The sequence below is a fragment of the Rossellomorea vietnamensis genome (assembly GCF_025398035.1).
Taxonomy (GTDB): domain Bacteria; phylum Bacillota; class Bacilli; order Bacillales; family Bacillaceae_B; genus Rossellomorea; species Rossellomorea vietnamensis_B.
This window is the reverse complement of sequence record NZ_CP104558.1, coordinates 67,652-87,653: the sequence shown is the minus strand read 5'-3', so window position 1 is coordinate 87,653 and position 20,002 is coordinate 67,652. Positions and strand designations below refer to the sequence as shown.

General features: G+C 46.7%; 24 protein-coding genes. 10 read left to right on the top strand and 14 right to left on the bottom strand.

Annotated features, from left to right (window positions below):
* Positions 1–421: 421 nt before the first annotated feature.
* Positions 422–976, bottom strand: coding sequence for an NUDIX hydrolase (locus N5C46_RS00440; RefSeq protein ID WP_261750473.1), 555 nt, complete (start codon positions 974–976; stop codon positions 422–424).
* A gap of 81 nt (positions 977–1,057) precedes the next feature.
* Here N5C46_RS00440 and mciZ point away from each other — a divergent pair, with 81 nt between their 5' ends.
* Positions 1,058–1,183, top strand: a complete 126-nt coding sequence (gene mciZ, locus N5C46_RS00435) for a Z-ring formation inhibitor MciZ (RefSeq protein ID WP_261750472.1) — start codon at positions 1,058–1,060, stop codon at positions 1,181–1,183.
* 79 nt (positions 1,184–1,262) lie between these two features.
* Complete coding sequence (locus N5C46_RS00430) at positions 1,263–2,186, top strand: aldo/keto reductase (RefSeq protein ID WP_261750471.1); 924 nt, start codon at positions 1,263–1,265, stop codon at positions 2,184–2,186.
* 15 nt (positions 2,187–2,201) lie between these two features.
* Here the strand turns inward: N5C46_RS00430 and N5C46_RS00425 are convergent, their stop codons facing one another.
* The 5 genes from N5C46_RS00425 to N5C46_RS00405 all read right to left on the bottom strand — a co-directional run bounded on the left by N5C46_RS00425 (position 2,202) and on the right by N5C46_RS00405 (position 5,666).
* Complete coding sequence (locus tag N5C46_RS00425) at positions 2,202–2,720, bottom strand: GrpB family protein (RefSeq protein ID WP_420720430.1); 519 nt, start codon at positions 2,718–2,720, stop codon at positions 2,202–2,204.
* A gap of 17 nt (positions 2,721–2,737) precedes the next feature.
* Positions 2,738–2,968, bottom strand: a complete 231-nt coding sequence (locus tag N5C46_RS00420) for a YqkE family protein (RefSeq protein ID WP_261750470.1) — start codon at positions 2,966–2,968, stop codon at positions 2,738–2,740.
* A 116-nt stretch (positions 2,969–3,084) separates the two neighbouring features.
* Positions 3,085–3,747, bottom strand: coding sequence for a CoA transferase subunit B (locus N5C46_RS00415; RefSeq protein WP_261750469.1), 663 nt, complete (start codon positions 3,745–3,747; stop codon positions 3,085–3,087).
* Between the two features lie 18 nt (positions 3,748–3,765).
* Entirely contained in the window at positions 3,766–4,458 is a 693-nt protein-coding gene (locus N5C46_RS00410) for a CoA transferase subunit A (RefSeq protein ID WP_034758170.1), read from the bottom strand.
* A 20-nt stretch (positions 4,459–4,478) separates the two neighbouring features.
* On the bottom strand, positions 4,479–5,666 hold the full coding sequence (locus tag N5C46_RS00405; protein WP_261750468.1) for an acetyl-CoA C-acetyltransferase: 1,188 nt from the start codon (positions 5,664–5,666) through the stop codon (positions 4,479–4,481).
* 174 nt (positions 5,667–5,840) lie between these two features.
* Here N5C46_RS00405 and N5C46_RS00400 point away from each other — a divergent pair, with 174 nt between their 5' ends.
* The 4 genes from N5C46_RS00400 (at position 5,841) to N5C46_RS00385 (ending at position 8,886) form a co-directional block, all read left to right on the top strand.
* Positions 5,841–6,740: a hydroxymethylglutaryl-CoA lyase gene (locus tag N5C46_RS00400; RefSeq protein ID WP_261750467.1), complete on the top strand. Its 900-nt coding sequence runs from the start codon at positions 5,841–5,843 to the stop codon at positions 6,738–6,740.
* Positions 6,741–6,801: 61 nt separating this feature from the next.
* Complete coding sequence (locus N5C46_RS00395) at positions 6,802–6,933, top strand: hypothetical protein (protein WP_256503904.1); 132 nt, start codon at positions 6,802–6,804, stop codon at positions 6,931–6,933.
* A gap of 130 nt (positions 6,934–7,063) precedes the next feature.
* Positions 7,064–7,990 carry an alpha/beta hydrolase gene (locus N5C46_RS00390; RefSeq protein ID WP_261750466.1) on the top strand — a complete coding sequence of 309 codons (927 nt, stop codon included), beginning with the start codon at positions 7,064–7,066 and terminating at the stop codon, positions 7,988–7,990.
* Positions 7,987–8,886 (top strand): aminoglycoside phosphotransferase family protein, encoded by a 900-nt coding sequence (locus N5C46_RS00385; protein ID WP_261750465.1) that lies wholly within the window; start codon positions 7,987–7,989, stop codon positions 8,884–8,886. The genes N5C46_RS00390 and N5C46_RS00385 overlap by 4 nt, the downstream gene beginning before the upstream one ends.
* 556 nt (positions 8,887–9,442) lie before the next feature.
* Here N5C46_RS00385 and N5C46_RS00380 read toward each other — a convergent pair.
* Positions 9,443–9,775, bottom strand: coding sequence for an iron-sulfur cluster biosynthesis family protein (locus N5C46_RS00380; RefSeq protein ID WP_261750464.1), 333 nt, complete (start codon positions 9,773–9,775; stop codon positions 9,443–9,445).
* Between the two features lie 131 nt (positions 9,776–9,906).
* Here N5C46_RS00380 and N5C46_RS00375 point away from each other — a divergent pair, with 131 nt between their 5' ends.
* Positions 9,907–10,122 carry a CDGSH iron-sulfur domain-containing protein gene (locus N5C46_RS00375; protein ID WP_034758155.1) on the top strand — a complete coding sequence of 72 codons (216 nt, stop codon included), beginning with the start codon at positions 9,907–9,909 and terminating at the stop codon, positions 10,120–10,122.
* Between the two features lie 49 nt (positions 10,123–10,171).
* Here the strand turns inward: N5C46_RS00375 and N5C46_RS00370 are convergent, their stop codons facing one another.
* The 7 genes from N5C46_RS00370 to N5C46_RS00340 form a co-directional block, all read right to left on the bottom strand.
* On the bottom strand, positions 10,172–10,504 hold the full coding sequence (locus tag N5C46_RS00370) for a YolD-like family protein (protein ID WP_261750463.1): 333 nt from the start codon (positions 10,502–10,504) through the stop codon (positions 10,172–10,174).
* 23 nt (positions 10,505–10,527) lie between these two features.
* A complete protein-coding gene (locus tag N5C46_RS00365; RefSeq protein ID WP_034758151.1) occupies positions 10,528–11,790 on the bottom strand; it encodes a Y-family DNA polymerase in 1,263 nt (420 codons plus the stop codon).
* A gap of 374 nt (positions 11,791–12,164) precedes the next feature.
* The gene (locus N5C46_RS00360; RefSeq protein ID WP_061809700.1) at positions 12,165–12,950 is read right to left on the bottom strand and encodes a glucose-1-dehydrogenase; all 786 of its coding nucleotides are present in this window, start codon (positions 12,948–12,950) and stop codon (positions 12,165–12,167) included.
* A gap of 13 nt (positions 12,951–12,963) precedes the next feature.
* Positions 12,964–13,815 carry a GRP family sugar transporter gene (locus N5C46_RS00355; protein ID WP_261752420.1) on the bottom strand — a complete coding sequence of 284 codons (852 nt, stop codon included), beginning with the start codon at positions 13,813–13,815 and terminating at the stop codon, positions 12,964–12,966.
* 170 nt (positions 13,816–13,985) lie between these two features.
* On the bottom strand, positions 13,986–14,507 hold the full coding sequence (locus N5C46_RS00350; protein ID WP_261750462.1) for a YobA family protein: 522 nt from the start codon (positions 14,505–14,507) through the stop codon (positions 13,986–13,988).
* 49 nt (positions 14,508–14,556) lie between these two features.
* Positions 14,557–15,351: an SDR family NAD(P)-dependent oxidoreductase gene (locus tag N5C46_RS00345; RefSeq protein ID WP_261750461.1), complete on the bottom strand. Its 795-nt coding sequence runs from the start codon at positions 15,349–15,351 to the stop codon at positions 14,557–14,559.
* Positions 15,352–15,366: 15 nt separating this feature from the next.
* Positions 15,367–16,326: an MBL fold metallo-hydrolase gene (locus N5C46_RS00340; RefSeq protein WP_261750460.1), complete on the bottom strand. Its 960-nt coding sequence runs from the start codon at positions 16,324–16,326 to the stop codon at positions 15,367–15,369.
* 511 nt (positions 16,327–16,837) lie between these two features.
* Here N5C46_RS00340 and proC point away from each other — a divergent pair.
* From proC to namA, 3 genes are all read left to right on the top strand, one after another.
* Positions 16,838–17,656: a pyrroline-5-carboxylate reductase gene (proC, locus tag N5C46_RS00335; protein WP_261750459.1), complete on the top strand. Its 819-nt coding sequence runs from the start codon at positions 16,838–16,840 to the stop codon at positions 17,654–17,656.
* A gap of 76 nt (positions 17,657–17,732) precedes the next feature.
* The gene (locus N5C46_RS00330; RefSeq protein WP_261750458.1) at positions 17,733–18,884 is read left to right on the top strand and encodes a glycosyltransferase family 2 protein; all 1,152 of its coding nucleotides are present in this window, start codon (positions 17,733–17,735) and stop codon (positions 18,882–18,884) included.
* 97 nt (positions 18,885–18,981) lie between these two features.
* On the top strand, positions 18,982–20,001 hold the full coding sequence (gene namA, locus N5C46_RS00325) for an NADPH dehydrogenase NamA (RefSeq protein WP_224519568.1): 1,020 nt from the start codon (positions 18,982–18,984) through the stop codon (positions 19,999–20,001).
* Position 20,002 lies beyond the last annotated feature (1 nt).

The window sequence follows — 20,002 nt, the reverse complement described above, 5'->3', positions numbered from 1 at the left end:
TACCGCATGCGGCCTGGCCGTTTTTTGTGACTCGCCAGGTTGTGCGGTTGGGTTCAGGTGATTGCGGATATTGTAGAGCTTGTGAATATTAGATCAGGCTCTCTTCTTTTTGTAAATTTGACCTTTGATTTTGTATTTGATGTTAAAATTCCAGTTGAATACTGAAGGAAATGTAGAAGATTGATAGAATATGCTCTTACGCGAGGCGGCAGTTGCTTCTAAAAAGCTGGATAGAGGTTCGTAATTCCGTCATTAAATCATTTATTGCGTCATAATCCAAGTAATTGCGTCATTATTTTATTTATTGCGTCAAAAACCTGTGTAATTGCGTCATTTTTTTATCTTTTTGCGTCTTTTACCATTTTTACCCAAACGAAGCTGGACCCTTCTCAAACAGAGTCCAGCTTCGTTCCTTCACCATTCACTCTTTTCCCACAAGCCCCTGCAACTGCAGATATTGAACCGCATAAGCCGTTTTCGCATCATAGATCCGCTGTTCTTTAATAAGTTGCAGTGCCTCTTCTACTGTCACTTCAATCAACTCGACAAATTCGTCTTCATCCGTTTCTTTCGACTCCAGGATGGGATGGATATCGTGAGCGATATACAAGTGCACGAGCTCATCCGCAAATCCAGGTGAAGTGTAAAACGAAATAAGATGCTCCAGATTTTCACATCCGTACCCTGTTTCTTCTTCCAATTCCCGCAGGGCCGTTTTATCCGGCTCTTCACCCGGCTCAAGCTTTCCGGCAGGTATTTCGATGATGGATTTCTCCAACGCTTTGCGGTACTGCTCCACCATCACTATTTTCCTTTCCGGTGTCAATGCGATGACCGCTACAGCCCCAGGGTGCTTAATCAGTTCCCGCTTGGATGTCTTGCCGTTTGGAAGCTCGACTTCATCCACTTGAAGATCAATGATTTTCCCTTGATAGATCGTTTCTGTTGTAATCGTCTTTTCTTCGAATTTTTTCATCGTTCAACTCTCCTTGTTCTGTCATCGACCTTGTCCTCATACATTTTACCATATCCCATTCGAGGATCGAGGTGAAAACCCTTGAAGGTGATTGCTGAAAAGGACCGGATCATCCTGGTAGGGAAAGCATGGGAAATCAAGGCGAAGCTGAAGGAATATAGTCTAACGTACTCCACTGTGAAGGAATGGATCGACGCCAATCGTTGAATCCGACCGTTTTCTTTGTTTATTCGTCCTCACTTTCGTTAATATAATAGAGAGTGCTAATGTTGAAAGGACGGATACCATGGAAAAAAGACGGATTGGAAACTCTGATTTATTAGTATCAAAGATGGGACTCGGTTGTATGTCCCTTGGAACCGAAGAGAGTTCTGCGAAGGAAATTGTGCAGCATGCTTTAGAAAATGGTATCAATTACCTTGATACGGCTGATTTATATGATTTTGGGCAAAACGAAGAAATCGTCGGCAACGCCATCCGTGATGTCCGGGACGACATCATCCTTGCAACAAAAGTAGGAAATCGCTGGGATGACGTGGAAGACGGCTGGCGCTGGGACCCTTCCAAATCCTATATCAAGTCTGCCGTGAAGGACAGTCTATCCCGCTTAAAAGTGGACTATATCGATCTTTACCAGCTTCACGGAGGGACGATCGAAGACAATTTTGAAGAAACGATCGAAGCGTTTGAAGAGTTGAAGAAGGAAGGGCTGATTCGCCATTACGGCATCTCTTCCATCCGGCCGAATGTCATCAAGCGATTTCTAAGTTCTTCTTCCATTGACAGCGTCATGATGCAGTACAGCTTACTCGATCGCCGCCCGGAAGAGTGGATGGACCTGCTGGATGAAAATAAGGTCAGCATCGTAGCCCGGGGACCTTTGGCAAAAGGGCTTCTTTCTGAAAAGATGCTGTCTAAAGCTTCTGCGAAAATGAAGGAAGATGGCTATCTGGACTACTCTTATCAAGAGCTTGAAGAAACACTGAAGTCCATCCATGGGAAACTGGGGGACAACCGTTCAATGAACGAACTTGCCCTTCAATATATTCTCGCTCATGAGTCGGTGGGTGCTGTCATCCCGGGAGCAAGCTCCGTTCAACAGCTTCAGGAGAATATCAACGCAGTGAATGCGGGACCTTTATCTTCCGAAGAGCTCGACATGCTAAAACAGCTAACCAAATTATCACGATATGAGCAACATAGGGACTGAATAAAAATAAGCGGGTCAGGGTTTATTGGTTCCCTGCCCGCTTATTTTTTCATACCAGCTTAACGCCTTTTCCTCAAGGTCTTTCACAAATTGATCCTTCCCTTGAATGTAGCCATCCATATCATGCGGAAACTTCTTTGCAAGCATTGATTTCAAGTCACCGTATCGTTTGGCTTCCTTGTCAAATCCCCTCAAATAATCACGAAACGCCAAGTGCCTGACTACATGATCAATGCCATAAGGGAAAATATGAAGATGTACGGCTCTCTCATTCCCTTCTCCTTTATAGAAGTAGCGGCGGTTCGGGATGCCATTCTCACCTTTTCCGACAAAATCCAGTTGCCTGAATTGTTCTCTACGTTCATCAACGCTCTCTAAGCTTGGTACTTCTATCATTATGTCTATGATCGGCTTAGCAGCCAAACCCGGCACGGAGGTTGAACCGATATGATGGATGGTTGCGTCAGGAAGGAGCTTATTCAGACTGCGTTTTTCATTTTCAAATTTCTCCTGCCAGCCTGCTTGATGAGGCACCACTCTTACATCCCGCATCAATCCTTATAGTTCTTCCAATTCATATTACTTTCATTCAACAGCTCTTCGAAACTTTTATTCTTCTCACGCTGTTTTTTCTCTTCCATTTTCCGGAGGCGCTCTTCTTCCTTCTTCACAGACTCTACTTTTTCAAGCTCTGCCTTCTTCTGTTTCAGTTGTTCGAAGATGTCCCCGTTGATGGAATTTTTCAACGTCAATTCGGCTTCCTGTTTCTTTTTCTTGGACATGTTCTGATTCCCCCTATCTGTCATAGTTATAAATCTTTTTTCCACTTTAGTCAAAAGGCAGGCTCAAAAAAAGCCGGTCAAAAGAGGTACTCTCCCCTTCTAACCGGCTCTCTCCATCAATACGCTTCCAGTACTACGTCATCCCCTACGATCAACGTCGCATCCGTGGATGATTGGATATCCTCCACAGAGAAGCCGTTCGCCACTTCGCGAAGCAGTAAGCCTTCCTCCGTTACATCCATTACGGCGCGGTCCGTTATGATGCGGTCAACGACGCCTTTTCCCGTCAGGGGCAGGGTGCATTCTTTCAGGATCTTGCTTTCCCCGGCCTTATTGACATGTTCCATGATGACGATGATGCGCTGGGCACCGTGAACGAGGTCCATCGCTCCACCCATCCCTTTGATCATTTTCCCCGGGATCATCCAGTTGGCAAGGTCCCCGTTTTCGGCTACTTCCATTCCACCAAGGATGGCAATATTAATATGTCCTCCCCGGATCATTCCGAATGACTCCGAGCTATCAAAGTAAGAGGAGCCCGGAATCGCCGTAACGGTCTCTTTTCCGGCATTGATGAGGTCGGCATCGACTTCATTTTCACCCGGATATGGTCCGATTCCGAGTAATCCGTTTTCAGATTGAAGGACAACCTGTTTGTTTTCTGTGATATAGTTGGCTACCAGTGTAGGCATCCCTATCCCTAAGTTGACATAGAAACCGTCTTCTATTTCCTTTTCCGCTCTTCTTGCGATTCTTTCACGCATTTTGGCACGATCCATCCCGTTCCACTCTCCCTTCTATGCTTGTCTCACTGTTCTTCTTTCAATCCGCTTTTCCTGCTCGGCCTGTATCAGGCGCTGCACGTAGATGCTCGGTGTGTGCACTTCATTCGGGTTGATGTCCCCGATTTCCACAAGCTCCTCCACTTCGGCGATCGTCACTTTCCCCGCCGCTGCAATCATCGGATTAAAGTTTTGCGCCGTTTTGTTATAAATCAGATTCCCCATCTTATCGGCCTTCCACGCTCGTACAAGTGAGAAGTCGGCTGTATAGGCTTCTTCCAGCAGATATTCTTTTCCATTAAATGTGCGGGTTTCCTTTCCTTCCGCTACCGGTGTCCCGACTCCTGCAGGCGTGTAGAAGGCAGGGATCCCTGCACCACCTGCACGGATCTTCTCCGCAAGCGTCCCTTGGGGAACGAGTTCCACCTCAAGTTCTCCCGATAATACCTGTCTTTCAAATTCTTTATTTTCCCCGACATAGGAACCTATCATCTTATCAATCTGCTTATTCTTCAATAATAAACCCAGGCCCCAATCGTCTACTCCACAGTTATTTGAAATGACGGTCAGGTTTTTCACTCCTTTTTCCACAAGGGCAAGAATGAGTTTTTCAGGGATCCCGCACAGGCCAAATCCTCCAACCATCAAGGTTGCTCCATCGTGAATATCTGCCACCGCTTCGTCATATGAAGTGTATACTTCTTTCATTGTAGTCCCTCCTCTAATCTTTATTTATGAAGTTCAACAACGGTTGCTACTCCCTGTCCTCCACCGATGCATAGGGTAGCGAGTCCGTTTTGGACGCCTCTTTTCTTCATCTCATGAATCAGCGTCACAAGGATCCGTGTACCGCTGGCTCCAATCGGGTGACCAAGTGCTATGGCTCCCCCGTTCACATTGAGGGCATCCTTTTTGAATTGAAGCTCTTTATCCACCGCCAATGATTGAGCGGCAAATGCTTCATTGGCCTCAATCAATTCCATATCCTCCATTGTCATCTTCGTTTTTTCCAATACTTTTTTAACGGCGGCAACCGGTCCGATCCCCATGACACTCGGGTCTACACCTGCATTGGCATTCCCTTTGATCGTCACGAGAGGCGTGATGCCAAGTTCGTCTGCTTTCTTCCTGGACATGACGACAACAGCAGCGGCCCCATCATTGATGCCCGATGCATTACCCGCTGTCACAGAGCCATCTTTTTTGAAGGCAGCCCGAAGACCTGATAACTTCTCCGCCGTTGATCCTTTACGTGGGAACTCATCCTGTTTGAACACGAGCGGATCCCCTTTTCGCTGCGGGATGGAAACCGGAACGATCTCATCATCAAATCGGCCTGATTCAATGGCTGCAGCAGCTTTTTGCTGACTCCATGCAGCGAATTCGTCCTGTTCTTCCCGAGTCAGAGAGTAACGGTCACATAGATTTTCTGCCGTCACACCCATATGGTAATCATTAAAGGCACACCATAAACCGTCTGATATCATGCTGTCGACGACTTTTTGGTCCCCCATCTTGTATCCTTCTCTTGCTCCCTGTAACAGATATGGAGCCTGACTCATATTTTCCATTCCACCTGCAACGATGATATCTGCATCCCCTGCGAGGATTGCCTGTGTTGCGAGATGAACCGTTTTTAATCCTGATCCACACACTTTATTAATTGTCATGGCCGGTACCTGTTCAGGCAGTCCCGCTTTGATGGATGCTTGACGGGCCGGGTTCTGTCCCAATCCTGCCTGCAACACATTCCCCATGATCACTTCATCCACTTCATTACCGCTTAAACCAGCCTTCTCCAGGGCATCTTTAATGACAATCGCTCCAAGTTCCGGAGCGGAAATACCTTTTAAAGATCCGTTAAAGCTTCCGATGGCCGTGCGTACTGCACTCACAATGACAACTTCATTCGACATCGTTCTTCCTCCCTTTCTCTTCTGACTGATGTGCCTGCCTATTGATAACCTATAAAACAGTTCCACTTTAACTCATTCTATGTAAGCGGTTAAATTCCTCTAAATTCGTCAAAAAATTTTTATATTGATTTATATGTCGAAATTTTCTTAAAATGGAGAGGGAGGAGTGAAATGATGAACTTACCTAAAAAAGCCACAATCATTGAAGTCGGTCCGAGAGACGGCTTGCAAAATGAAAAGAACTTTGTCCCGACGGACGTTAAAAAAGAATTTATCCTTCGGTTGAAACAATCAGGTGTGAAAGAAATGGAGCTGACTTCGTTTGTTTCCCCTAAATGGGTTCCACAAATGCAGGATGCCGGTGAGATTGTCGATGCCTGCATGACCATGGATTCACGTGATATCGTTCTTGCACCAAATAAAAGGGGGATCGAGCGGGTCTATGAAACAGGATGCCGTTCTGTAGCCGTCTTTGTCGGTGTCAGCGATTCCTTCAATCAAAAAAACATTAATAAAACGAGTGAGGAAGCCATGAAAGGACTGGCTCCCCTCATAGCGGAGCTGAAAGAAAAGGGCTATTTCGTGAGAGCCTGCATTTCGACCGCTTTCTACTGTCCATATGAAGGGAAGATCCTGCCTGAGGCTACTCTTTCCCTTTGTCAGGAATTCGTTTCATTCGGTGTGGATGAATTGAGTGTCGCTGATACGGTGGGGCGGGCCAACCCGTCTGAAGCCTACCATCTCTTTGCATTATTGAAAAAAGAATTACCCGGCACATTGCTGACAGCACATTTCCATGACACCCGGAAGATGGCGCTGGCGAATATCCTTGCGTCCCTCGAAGCGGGGATCGACCGCTTCGACACAAGTGCCGGCGGTCTTGGAGGCTGTCCTTTCGCCCCCGGTGCAACAGGGAATGTCGCGACGGAGGATGTCGTATATATGCTTGAGGAAATGGGGGTTTCCACAGGGGTTGACCTTGAGAAACTCGCCCTTGCCATCGACGTGGTGAAACCTCATATCAGCCGTCCAGTGGAAAGCGGTTATTACCGCCTTTATGAATTGAATCAGTAGTGCATATGTCCTCTCTCCTCCGAGCATTCTAAAGGGGATAACCTTTAAGGAGATGAGTCATATGAGCCAAAAACGCGACAAAGGATTCAGTCAAAAAGGCAAACCGAATGCAGATACGGTTTCTAACACCATGGCGAAAGAAGAACTGGATAAAGCCATTCATCCAACTAAAGGACAAAATGCTAAATCATAAGTCCTCAACTGCACATGGACTAAAAAAGAGTGTCTCTTCACGAGGCACTTTTTTTCATCCCCAAAAATTCCGCTTATTTCCTTTATTTGCTACAATAAAAATAAACGACATTTCTTAGAGGTGATGACACATGAGAAAAAAATGGGCCATCCTCGGCGGCACCCTGTCCTCTATCGGGCTGCTTGGGGTTTATATTACAAATCGATTTATGTATTTGCCGAAAAAGGGGGATGACTTCATCCGCGCACGTGAAACCGAATCGACCCGACTGATCGAAGAAGAGTATGACTCCCTTCCTAAAGAAGAAGTCCTGATTCCTTCTCAATACGGTTATGATATTAAAGCGATATTCGTGAAGCCATACCCTCATAAAAAATTCATGATTTTTTCCCATGGAGTGACGGAAAACAAGTGGAATTCCATTAAATACATGAACCTTTTCATCAAACAGGGGTTCAATGCCGTCATTTATGACCACAGGCGCCATGGGGAATCAGGGGGTAAGACCACGAGCTATGGATATTTTGAAAAATATGACCTGAAGGCGGTCGTGGACGAGCTGATCCGCCGTGAAGGAGACGATGTATTCTTTGGAATCCACGGAGAATCCATGGGGGCAGCGACTTTGCTTCTTTATGCCGGCAGCGTGGAAGATCGGGCTGATTTTTATATTGCCGATTGTCCCTTCTCCGACTTCGGTGAACAGCTTGCTTACCGGATGAGTGCAGAAGTGAAGTTGCCGGCAAAATTCCTCCTCCCCCTCGTGGACGGTACCCTGAAACTGCGACAAGGCTATACATTAAAGGATTTATCACCAATTTCGGTTGTCCAAAACATTCTAAAACCCGTATTATTCATTCACAGCAAGAACGATGATTTCATCCTTCCTCAAATGACAAAGGATCTTTTTGAGAAGAAGCAGGGTCCAAAGGAGCTGTTCCTTGATTTCAGCGGTACCCATGCCCAGTCGTATAATGATAACCCGGAAGAATACGAGGAATTGATCCAACGGTTCCTAGAGCAATTTGTTTTAAAGGGAAAGGATGTCGTCTCATGATTCCAACGGATTTCAGGTTAAAAATGCAAACGATGTATGGGGATGCGGGGGATGATTGGATGACGGATACGGAAGATCTTATGGAGTCATTAAAAGACCGATTCCAGTTAACCTACGGTGAGCCTTTTTCACTGAGTTATAACTTCGTGATCCCGGTCCAGATCGGGTGTGAGCGGGACGCCGTGTTAAAGATCGGGTATCCGAACAGTGATTTCTCCAATGAGTTTCATGCCCTGCAGGATTTTCAAGGTAATGGTATGGTGAAAGTCATCGATTACAACAAGGAAGAAGGCTGGATCCTGTTAGACCGTCTCATGCCGGGATCTTCCCTTCTCTCGATTGAAGATGAAACAGAGGTCCTTTCTGTCTTCTCCCATACCGCCAAACGACTTTGGCATAAACCTGTCAGCACCCACCCCTACCCTACGGTTGAATCCTGGTCAAAGGGAATCGGAAGGCTACGGGAACGATTTAACGGGGGAACCGGCCCCATCCCTCAGGAGCTCGTCGCTAAAGCTGAAGCCCTTTATCCGGAATTGCTGAGTTCTTCCACAGATCTCTATCTTCTTCACGGTGATCTTCATCACGGAAACATTCTCTACTCCGATTCTTCCGGCTGGACTGCCATCGATCCCAAAGGGCTGATCGGCGAGAGGGAATATGACTGCATTCAGTTCATGTTGAATGAGTGGGAGAAATGGGATGCGCCATTAGAGCTGCTCCGGTATAGGACAGAGACAATCGCTTCCCTGCTTTCCCTCTCTTATGAGCGGTTGCTTCAGTATGGATTTTGTCATTCCATTCTGTCTGCGTCCTGGTCTGTAGAAGGTGGACTTGATGGATGGAAAACCGGGGTTTCTTTGGCGGGGATGTTTGAAGAGCTCTTGGCGGAGTAATGGATAATCTTCCTTAACCACCCAATAAATTGGGATTATATGTTAATATTTATATAACTAGTTTTTTACGTGGGGTGGATTATATGAGAGAGATTGCATTGGCCTTCGGGAATATTTTTGGAGGGATCGCGCTTATCGCCCTCTTCGCTTCTTTGTGGGGAAGATTTGAGGACTATTTCGTTGTTAAATTAACCGTCTTTCGTCAGCAGCTTTTCCTCTTCTCCCTTACCCTTTTCATTGAAATTCTTTTTCTTTTTTCTGTCTATTTCTTTTTCCACCTGGCTTTTTTGGATGCACTGTTCATTTCTTGCACCGTCTTCCTATTTGTCATCTGGGTAATCCCCTACCATGCTCATTTCAACATGAATACAGACTTGTTGTTTTTGAAAAAATTCGGGCTCTCTTCTACGATACGGATTTTCATGCCGGTCCGCTCCCCGTTTTTTATAGGGACTCTCCTTTTTTCGGTTTTCGGTTTCATGGTTATATTTTGTGCGTATTTTTGGTTTTAAGAACACAAAAGCTCCGGCATGGCATGCACCGGAGCTTTTGTGTTCTATTCCTCAGGGTACATCAAAAAGTTCATTCTCCCATTGATGATCTGAGCGGGGCTTTTTAATTGGAATGTATTGCTTTGGGAAGAAAAATCGATTTTCAGCTCTTCATCAAGAAAGACCATCTTTGATTTTTCTACAAGAATGGGATAACTGTTCGTGTCGATCTTGATATCTTCCCCTTGCACAGGGTGATGGACAAACCACAGGGTAGGAATCCCGCTCACCACACAGCCGCAGCCTTCTGTATCATATTTTAGTTTCAGGTGACCTTGTTTGTTTTCTATTTTATCCTCGAGCTTTTGGGTTGCTTCGTTCGTTAGTTGGATTTTCATTTGACTTTCCTCCTCTGTCCTTTATCCTACCACATTTCATTTGTTCCTTTTAGAATATTGCTTTTTTACTCTTTTCATCTTACTATCGATAGTGGGGATTCTTTTGTATTTTCTAGAAAGGGTGGGTTTTCATGACAAAAGCTCAAATTAAAGTGAATGATAACGGTTCTTTTCGCGTAAGCGGCGATGTGGAACTGATCGATGCTGATGGAAATGTATTTCCAACGAAACAAGTGTTTACTCTTTGCCGCTGCGGTCTATCAACCAACATGCCGTTTTGCGACGCTTCTCACAAAGGGAAATTTGAATCATGTGTGCGTGCAGAAAAGGTACTGGACGAAGAGTAAATGGAATGAAAAGAGAGACTTCACCCGAAGTCTCTCTTTTCATTTGAAATCAGTCGAAAAAGCGAATATCCACAACGCTTGCCAGTGGAATATAGTGTACGTCTTCGAACCTGTCTACGACATGCAGTTTCCCGTCCAATGGGTCGACATGATGAACGGTTCCGATTGATAATTGATGACGGTGCTTCACGTAATGGGTGATCGATACCATTCTACCAAACTCCATCGCCTCAGCCACGACTTCATTCATCCTGTCGAGCTCCTGCTCATCCAGTTCGATCCTCTTTTCATGTGTATCTTCCTTTGCCCAATCCCTCAGGAGCTTCACGTGCTCGGGGAGCATCATGGATGTCCATTTGATTCTTCCTCGATCCCGGATCAATTCTCTTCACCTCCTGTCATTCGTTATGATTTATGTCCGCCGAGCAGACGGGCACGATGCCTTGCCGTTCCCGCTTCAGTATAGGAGACGGCGCGGAGAAGGGCCCCTGAACCATATTTATTCCGGATGTGGTCCACTACATACCCGAGCTCCCGTTTTTCCCAGCGGTCAGGTTCGAACAGGGAAACCTGCAGCGCTCCATCCTCTACAATATTCGAAAGGGCGATATTGATTTTCCGTACGGTTTTCCCATTATAGTTCTCTTCGAATAGCTCCAGGCACACCCGGTACAGATCCATGGTGATGTTGGTCGGTTCCTCTATCGTTCGCGACCGGTGGAACCCCCCTCCGAACTCCTCGTGGCTGTAGCCGATTCCGAAGCTCACGGTCCGCCCGGCCTTGCGATGGGTCCGGGCACGTCTTGCGACCTCTTCGCACATTTCCAAAATGACGCGTTTGATTTCCTTTCTCTCCTTATAATCCCGCAGCAGGATCTGACCCTTGCCGAAGCTGACCTGCCCATCCATGATCGGTGCCCCTATTTCGGACAGGTCCACCCCCCATGCATGGTAATAAAGCTGGTTCCCCATCACACCGAACTTCGCCTCCAGCTTCTCCAGGTCATACTTCGCCAATTGCCCGATGGAGAAGATGCCCATGCGATTGAGGGTCTTCTCAAGGCGTCCTCCAATCCCCCACATTTCCCGGAGCGGAGAGAGCGGCCACAGCTTTTCCGGAACGTCTTCATAGGTCCACTCGGCAATTCCTTCTTTCTTTGCTTCAAGATCCAGGCACAGCTTGGACAAGAGCATATTGGGGCCGATTCCGATGGCACACGGAAGCTGGAATTCCCTTTCCATATCGTCTTTGATTTTGCCGGCGATGGTGGCTGCGTCCCCCCAGAGACCCGTCGCTCCATCAATCTTAATGAAGCTTTCGTCCACACTGTACGTGTGGATGGCATCCTTCGGAACATAACGATGAAACAGGCGGGTCAGCTCCGTGGAGATCCGGACATACGTCGCCATCTTCGGCTCTACAAGCTGGATTCTCGGGTCGTTTGGAATTTCAAACATCCTCGAACCCGTTTTGATTCCAAAGTCCCTCTTCATCCTGGGTGAGGCCGCCAGTACGATGCTTCCCTGCCGACTTTTATCCCCCACTACAGCCAAGTGACATTCAAGGGGATCCAACCCCTCCATGACAGCCGAACAGCTAGCATAAAAGCTCTTCATATCGATGCACAAAATCTTGTGGTGTGGCAGCACACTGTAATCGACAGTCATATCCTCATCCTCCATCTTACCCAAAATAGAACAAACGTTCTTATATAGTATAGTTATGATTCTAACCGAATATACGTTCCCTTTCAACTTAAATTACTGGAAACAGAGAGAATAATAAGAAAAGCGGAAGGGCTTTGCCCAGAGGCGACAAGCATAAGACGAACCTGCCGGAAAGGCGTTCTTTGCCTTTTTGGCAGGTTTGACTTATGACCTCGAGCCTCTAAGCCCTGGAGCTGGACAAAGAAAAGCGGAGGCGGCTCGGGCAGAGGCAACAAGGCATCCAGTGATCGGCAAAAAGCTGGCATACAGCAGGATCAGAACAAAAAAATAAGTCCAAAATCACAGAAATGATTTTGGACTTACTTTATCATTCATCACCCTTTTCCAGCTTGGAATCCCGGGTATTTCGTCATGCCCCCATCGGCGATGAGCGTTGTACCCGTAACGTAGCTTGCCTGATCGGAGGCTAGGAAAACAGCGCAGGAAGCGACCTGTTCAGGTTCTCCGATGTAGCCGAGGGGAATGAGCTTCTCCACTCCTTTTTTCTTTTCCGGATCGGAAAATTTCTCGGCATTGATGGGTGTATCAATGGCCCCTGGAGCAATATTGTTCACCCGTATCCCATCTGGTGCAAACTCCAGCGCCAGGCTTTCCATCAGCAGTTTCACCCCACCTTTACTGGCTGCATAATGAGCGAAGTGAGGCCACGGGATGATTTCATGGACAGACGATACATTGATGATCGATCCCTTGATGCCATGCTCGAGCATGTATTTCGCCGCTTCACGGCAACCGAGGAATGTACCTGTCAAGTTCGTGTTGATGACCCTTTGCCAATCTTCAATCGGCAGATTTTCAGACGGAACTTCATTTTCGATTCCCGCATTGTTCACATAGATATCCAAACGGCCATATGTGTCATGAGCAAAGCGGACAAACCCCTGGACATCCTCTTCTTTTGACACATCCCCTTGAATGATGGAGGCTGTCCCGCCTGCTTCTTCGATTTCCTTTACAAGTCCTTCAGGGTTTTCTTCTTCTTTGAAATAATTAATGACCACCTTACTGCCTTCAGAGGCAAAGCGTTTAGCGATCGCCTTTCCTATACCAGTAGCGGCACCCGTTATGATGACAACCTTATCCGTTAAATCTGTATACATGTCCCATTCCTCCTTAATCTTTCGTAAAGCCCAATAGAACCCCGCCGATGATGATCAGGACACACCCTGCGATGACGAGGAGGATTTGCTTTTTAGATTTCTTTTCCCCTAAGAAGAACAAACCACCGAGAGTGGAAATGACGATTCCCGTTTGGGAGAGGGAAAAGCTTGTCGCCACACCGATCCGGGGCAGGGCAAGAAGCAATCCGAGATTCCCGGATGCCCACATAAGTCCGGTTAAGATATTTCGAACCGTATATTTGTTAAATGGCTTATGCCTGAATGTGATGACAACGGCTCCGATGAACATACCGATTGCCTGTGGTAAAATCGCTTGCCATCCGTCAATATCAAACCATCTTAATATGACGACATAGGCTATGTATCCACAACTGGAAAGGAGCAGCGTCAACAGACCTTTTTTCAATTGAGAGCCTTCATCTCCTTCGGACTTCTGTGTGAAGGAGGTGAGGACGACCCCGATGATAAGGGCCAGAACCGCCCCGCTTCCAAGGAGGATCGTTTCAGTCGTTTTCCATTCTTTAAATACCAGAACACCAAAGAGCGTCGTTCCGATCAGCTGCATCCCCGTTGAAATCGGGACGGTTTTCGAAACGCCGATGAATTTCACACTGGCCAGCTGGTTCACTTGCCCGACAGCCCAGAAGACGCCGGAAATAAACCCGATGCCAAAGACAAATAACGTTAACTCAGGGGACTTGATGAAGAAGACGCCAATCGCAAACAGCAGGGAACCAACCGTGATCCCGACCGTTTGACTGTAGGCATTCCCTCCAAGTTTTACACTTACAAACACAAGACTTCCCCACGCGACCGCGGGGATCAGGGCCAAAAGAATCCCTATCATACACCCACATCCTTTTTCCGACAATAATCATAGTTTTCCTCTGAAACAAAAATTCTACCCGTTTAACGCAAAATATTTCCCACTCTCTCATGCATACCCTTCTTCCCTGAGGTGTAACCTCAAAAAAAAAGAAAGCGTCCGATGTGTAATCGACGCTTTCTTCTTTGTTATTTGGTAGAAGTATGTATCGGGACAATGACCCTTTCATTCTCGACATTCACCATCACATGGACATCACGGTCAAGGGAAAGGTCTTTGAATCGTAACGAATAGAGGCCTGTGGGATTTTTTTCGATGGATTGGATGACTACCTGTGAAAACCGGGGATCACTCATGACTAAGTTCACGACAGTCTCTTCGATTTTGCTCTCTTTATCTGTCAGAAATACCATTTGATCCGCCGAGGCTCTCCTGGGATAGGATTCCTGCATCTCCCCGTTAAAGGTCACATTCACTTTTTTACCCATCTTTATATCTTCTTTATGAAGCTTTTTATCTTGATCTGTCAACATGACCGTTTGTTGATCGAAAGAAAACCAAACGTCATTGATCAGCACCTGATTGTTTTCCAATTGGGTGACAAAGCCTATGAAATCTGTGCTGGCCTGAGAATTGACAGATGCTGATGGCCCGCATCCGGTGAACAGTATACAGGAAAAAAGGATCATAACAGTCAAACATTTCTTCATAGACTCCCCCCTTATTATATTAGACGATTGATGGCACTGTTTGGTTTCACTATTTTTTGAAAAAAAGGTTATTTCCTACTTTTTCGACAAAAGATGGGAATAATTGATAGAACTTGCTTCCTATATTCATCCATCGGGGCAGGTTGATTTCTCTTTTATTGGTAAAGAGTGAATCCACTACTTTCCCAGCGACAAATGCAGGATCAAGCATGAACTTCTCCACATTCTTCACATACGTGCCGGTTTCATCGGCAATGGAGAAGAAATCGGTGGCGATTGGTCCGGGGTTCACCGCCGTCACCTTCACGCCGTATCTTCTTGCTTCCATCCTGACACTGTTCGTATATCCGAGGACAGCATGCTTGGAAGCGGAATAGGCACTTGATTTCGGAGTGGCAAACTTCCCTGCCTGTGAAGCGATATTGATGATGTGGCCAAACCCCTGTTCACGCATGTAAGGAAGGACTTCCCCTGTACATGCCATAAGGCCAAGAACATTCACATCCATCATCCCTTTTACATCTTGGAAGGAGGTTTCGTGTGCTTCCTGGAAGATTCCATATCCTGCGTTATTGATCAGGGCATGGATGGATCCAAAGTCCTTCCGGATGGCAGTGAAAACAAGGGGGATCTGATCATAATCCGTGACGTTTAAAGGATATACTTCCACCTTGCAGTTGAATGTTGTTGTCAGCTTTTCCTTCAATGCCTGGAGCAGGTGGACACGGCGTGCGATCAATGCAAGATTCCCGCCATTTTCCGCAACCTTTATGGCCATTTGCTCCCCGATTCCTCCCGAGGCACCGGTAATGATAATCGTTTTTCCATTGATTCTCCTGTTCATGTCAGTCACATCTTCCTAAGCAAAATAATAATAGATTCCTTCATGCTTTTCTTTCCGTATAAATTGATTGGATTCCAAGTAATCCAATTGCCCGATGGTCTCGGACAATGTCAAACCGAGCTCCTTTCGATACACGGAGGGAAATAACCTCTTGCATATCTCAAATACGGTCACGCGGTTTCCTTTGATCATGCCGAATACATCTCTTGCTCTTTCTTCTTGTTTCCCTAATCTCCTCGGAATCAACCCATGAACATCCGTAACGTTGTCTCCATGTCCTGTGTAGGCGAGGGAAATCGGAAAATCAAGAAGTTTTTTCAATGAAGCATTGTACTGCAGCAATGGCTTTGTACGCTCCATCTCCCCTTCAAATGGCGGCTCGATGAGGGGGTTGGGAGAAATAGAGGCGAGTATATGGTCGCCCGCTATCAGAACGCCATCACGTTCCCTGTAAAAGGATAAGTGACTCTGGGCGTGACCAAGGGTTTCAATGACCGACCACCCTCCCAGTCCGGGAAGGCCATCCCCTTCTGCTATCGCCACATCCAGCTTTCGGTTCCCCATGAATTTCAAAGGACTCTTGAACTTCGGGATGGCCGGGAGATATTCTTCAGGGAGCCCCGATTCCATGGCAAGCTTCGTGAAGAAACGGTCATACTCTTCATGGAAGTGCTCATCACGCTTGAGCCAGAATCGATTATACGTGTGACCATATACCGTGACGTCGGATGAGAACCGATCAAGCAGGCCGGCATGATCGGGATGATGATGCGTCAAAACGATTTGTTCGATATCCTGAGGTGTGTACCCTAAAAGGGACAATTGCTCAGTCAGCTGCATCCAGGCCATATCTGTAAGAGGACCTGCATCCACCAGGGTCAAGGCATCCCCCTTGACTAAATAAACATTCACATCTCCCACGGCAAAAGGAGTGGAAAGTGTGATTTTTGCGATATCATTCACTAAAGTTGTCATAGTTTCACCACATTCTTCATAATAAAAAGGTACAGACAATACGGTACCTTCCCGTTTTGTCACTCATTTCCAGAAAATGAATGATCCTTCATTACCTAGTGTACATTTTTTTCAGCATGATGTCATTTTTAAAAAGTGTGAATATACTAAAAATAAACCCTTGACAGATAAGCTGTATTTCTACGATAATCACCTATAATATAGATTTATTCCATTCATCACCCATTACATATTGATATAGAATAAAGCGATGAGAAAGATTAGTAATGAATAGATGACACAAGAGATCGGGGCCCACCGGCTGAAAGGCACCGTCGTCCTCTCTATTTGTGAACCTGCCTTTTGAGCGTCTTAAAGCAGAACGTCGTCCAGCGTTAATGGAAATGGAGTGTGTTCATCTTCTTCTTGGAAAATGGACAAAACAAGGTGGTACCACGGAAGCGAGACCCTTTCGTCCTTTATGGATGAAAGGGTCTGTTTTTTTTTCAAAAACAGAAGGGGGAATGAGCGAATGAAGACATTATTTATCGGAGCAGGGTCGATGGCTCATGCTTTAATGAGCGGTGCATTGAAAGCCGGTGTATTGAATAATGAAGAAGTATATGTAACCAATCGGGCCAATCAGGAGCGTTTAAATGAAATCATGCATGAATTCTGTATCCGGAAGGTAAACCGGGCGTCACGCTATGATGTCATCATCCTCGCCATGAAACCAAAGGACTTTCATGAAGCAGCAGATTCTGTCAGACCCTACCTTTCCGGGAATACGCTAATCATCTCTGTCCTCGCAGGCATCACCATGGAACATATAAGCGACAGGCTGGACTTTAAGGGAGCCATCGCGAGAGCCATGCCGAATACAAGTGCAGCCATGGGGAAGTCGGCAACGGCGGTGGCTTTCAATCAATATCTCTCACCCTCCCAGAAGGAATGGACAAAAACACTATTTCAGTCTGTCGGCATAGCAGCGGAGGTAGAAGAAGAGAAATTGGACCTGATCACGGCTCTTTCAGGGAGCGGGCCAGCTTATATCTATTACGTAGCCGAAATACTGAAACATGCTGCAGTAGAATTGGGACTGGAAGAGGGCCTCGCTGAAAGCCTTGTTACCCAGACGATCGCCGGGGCAAGTGCCATGCTTTCAGAATCCGGATTGGAAGCCCGGGAATTAAGAAGAAATGTGACCAGTGCAGGTGGAACGACCGAAGCGGGAATCGCTGCGCTGGAAGACCACCAAGTCAGGGATGCCTTTTTCAAGTGCATTTCTTCCGCAAATAACCGCTCTCAAACACTTGGACATGAATTAAAGGAGAATTCTTTGAAAAAATAAAACCTGCAGCCGATCATGATTCGCAGGGGATCCCGTTTCAGTGATACAATCAAAGCAAAAAAGAAGGTCGACACAGATGAATCTACTCCTCATTTTACTTTCTGCAGTCCTAGTCGTCTGGATCGTTCTCGCCATCGAGGTGTGGAGGGGGTTGGGTACGCTTTCTTCCCTAGAAGGATTGCCGGGCAAGGCAATCGGCCCGCTTCTCTCCATCATCGTGCCTGCCAGGAATGAAGAAGAAGCGATTACAGACAGCATTCTATCTCAACTCAAGCAGGACTATAAACGGATTGAATGGATTCTCGTCAATGATCGTTCAACGGACACCACACCGAAAAAACTTGAAGCACTGGCGGAAATGGACAACCGGATCCGTGTCCTCCATATCGATACACTGGAAAAAGGATGGCTCGGAAAGAATCAGGCATTATATAAAGGATACCTCATCTCGGAAGGAACACTCATCCTGTTCACCGATGCAGATGTCCTGTATAAAGATCCTTCCACCCTGTCCCGGGCTGTCGCGGTCTTTCAATCTCAGAAGCTCGATCATCTCACCCTCGCCCCCAACATTAAATCAAAGACATTCTGGTTGAAAAGCTTTGTTGTGTTCTTTTTATTCGGTTTCTCTTTTTATAAACGGCCATGGAAAGCGAATGACCCTTCCTCGGGGACAGGGGTGGGGATCGGCGCATTCAATCTGATCACACGTTCTGCTTATGAGGAGATCGGTACTTACGAAAAGATCAAGCACATGCCCGATGACGATCTGCAGCTTGGGATCCATATCAAAAAAGGCGGGAAGACCCAGGCGTTCCTCACTGCCCTTCACTCGCTGGAGGTGGAGTGGTATCACTCCTTGAAAGGAGCCTTTCAGGGCCTTGAGAAGAACACATTTGCCGGGCTCCATTACTCCATCCTTCTTGTCCTATTTGCCATGACGGGTGTGTTCTGCTCCACGGTCCTTCCTTTCTTCACGATCTTTGCCGGGGACGTCCTGATCCGGACCGTAAGCATGTTGATCATTTTGTTGATTTCCATCACCTATTTCAAAGTCATAAAAGAGATGACGAATGAGTCTGCCCTTCTCATCCTCTCCCTGCCCGTCACAGCCTTGTTATTCATCTATTCCATCGCCCGGGCGACGTTCCTGACGTTTAGAAGAGGCGGGGTCGAATGGCGCGGGACGGTTTATCCATTGAAGGAGCTGAGGAAGAAAAGAAAATAGAGCACATTCCTTTCCCGTCAAAAGTGATGTTGGTATACTCATGATGAATTACTGTTTAGAAACCCGAAATAAATTCCTCATGGAAAGGTGATTGGAAATGAACGCAAAGCTATTCGAACCATATAAACTTAAAAATGTTGAATTGAAGAATCGAATCGTCATGGCACCCATGTGCATGTACTCTTCCCACCATGAAGATGGAAAAGTCGAAAACTGGCATCGCACCCACTATACGAGCCGTGCTGTAGGCGGAGTCGGACTCATCATCCTGGAAGCGACAGCGGTTACACCACAGGGAAGGATTTCCCCACAGGATTTGGGGATCTGGAATGACGAACAGATTGAAGGCTTAAAAGAGTTGGTGGATCTGATGAAAGAGCAGGGGGCAAAGACCGGTATCCAGCTTGCCCATGCCGGAAGAAAAGCGGTACTCGAAGGAGATATCCTTGCTCCATCAGCCCTTCCATTTAATGATGAAATGAAAACACCTGTTGAAATGACAGCGGATGATGTGAAAGAAACCGTCACCGCATTCATCAAAGGGGCCGAAAGAGCGAAGAAAGCGGGCTTTGATGTGATTGAAATTCACGGAGCCCACGGATATCTCATCAACGAGTTCCTCTCTCCCCTGTCCAATAAACGAACAGATGAATACGGGGGATCGGCAGAAAACCGCTACCGTTTCCTCCGTGAAATCATTGACGGTATTCAACAAGTATGGGACGGACCGCTGCTTGTGAGGGTTTCTGCCAAAGACTATAACGACGAAGGCCTGGACGTCGAGGACTACGTCGTATTTGCACAATGGATGAAAGAGCAAGGCGTCGATTTGATCGATGTCAGCTCAGGCGCCCTGGTACCGGCACGGATCCCGGTATTCCCCGGCTATCAGGTGAAGCTTGCCGAGACCATCAAGAACGGTGCCGACATTGACACGGGTGCGGTTGGACTGATTACAACAGGCATCCAGGCGGAAGAAATCCTGCAAAATGAACGGGCGGACGTCATCCTCCTTGCACGGGAATTGCTTCGTGACCCTTACTGGCCGAGAACGGCGGCCAAAGAGCTCGGTGTTGAAATCGAAGCACCTAAACAGTATGAGCGCGGCTGGAAATAAA

Bases quoted from the DNA above. Each gene is read 5' to 3' on its own strand.
- N5C46_RS00440 (WP_261750473.1), bottom strand. From the start codon at position 976: ATGAAAAAATTCGAAGAAAAGACGATTACAACAGAAACGATCTATCAA.
- N5C46_RS00430 (WP_261750471.1), top strand. From the start codon at position 1,263: ATGGAAAAAAGACGGATTGGAAACTCTGATTTATTAGTATCAAAGATG.
- N5C46_RS00420 (WP_261750470.1), bottom strand. From the start codon at position 2,968: ATGTCCAAGAAAAAGAAACAGGAAGCCGAATTGACGTTGAAAAATTCC.
- N5C46_RS00415 (WP_261750469.1), bottom strand. From the start codon at position 3,747: ATGGATCGTGCCAAAATGCGTGAAAGAATCGCAAGAAGAGCGGAAAAG.
- N5C46_RS00410 (WP_034758170.1), bottom strand. From the start codon at position 4,458: ATGAAAGAAGTATACACTTCATATGACGAAGCGGTGGCAGATATTCAC.
- N5C46_RS00405 (WP_261750468.1), bottom strand. From the start codon at position 5,666: ATGTCGAATGAAGTTGTCATTGTGAGTGCAGTACGCACGGCCATCGGA.
- N5C46_RS00400 (WP_261750467.1), top strand. From the start codon at position 5,841: ATGAACTTACCTAAAAAAGCCACAATCATTGAAGTCGGTCCGAGAGAC.
- N5C46_RS00395 (WP_256503904.1), top strand. From the start codon at position 6,802: ATGAGCCAAAAACGCGACAAAGGATTCAGTCAAAAAGGCAAACCGAAT.
- N5C46_RS00390 (WP_261750466.1), top strand. From the start codon at position 7,064: ATGAGAAAAAAATGGGCCATCCTCGGCGGCACCCTGTCCTCTATCGGG.
- N5C46_RS00385 (WP_261750465.1), top strand. From the start codon at position 7,987: ATGATTCCAACGGATTTCAGGTTAAAAATGCAAACGATGTATGGGGAT.
- N5C46_RS00380 (WP_261750464.1), bottom strand. From the start codon at position 9,775: ATGAAAATCCAACTAACGAACGAAGCAACCCAAAAGCTCGAGGATAAA.
- N5C46_RS00375 (WP_034758155.1), top strand. From the start codon at position 9,907: ATGACAAAAGCTCAAATTAAAGTGAATGATAACGGTTCTTTTCGCGTA.
- N5C46_RS00365 (WP_034758151.1), bottom strand. From the start codon at position 11,790: ATGACTGTCGATTACAGTGTGCTGCCACACCACAAGATTTTGTGCATC.
- N5C46_RS00360 (WP_061809700.1), bottom strand. From the start codon at position 12,950: ATGTATACAGATTTAACGGATAAGGTTGTCATCATAACGGGTGCCGCT.
- N5C46_RS00350 (WP_261750462.1), bottom strand. From the start codon at position 14,507: ATGAAGAAATGTTTGACTGTTATGATCCTTTTTTCCTGTATACTGTTC.
- N5C46_RS00345 (WP_261750461.1), bottom strand. From the start codon at position 15,351: ATGAACAGGAGAATCAATGGAAAAACGATTATCATTACCGGTGCCTCG.
- N5C46_RS00340 (WP_261750460.1), bottom strand. From the start codon at position 16,326: ATGACAACTTTAGTGAATGATATCGCAAAAATCACACTTTCCACTCCT.
- proC (WP_261750459.1), top strand. From the start codon at position 16,838: ATGAAGACATTATTTATCGGAGCAGGGTCGATGGCTCATGCTTTAATG.
- N5C46_RS00330 (WP_261750458.1), top strand. From the start codon at position 17,733: ATGAATCTACTCCTCATTTTACTTTCTGCAGTCCTAGTCGTCTGGATC.
- namA (WP_224519568.1), top strand. From the start codon at position 18,982: ATGAACGCAAAGCTATTCGAACCATATAAACTTAAAAATGTTGAATTG.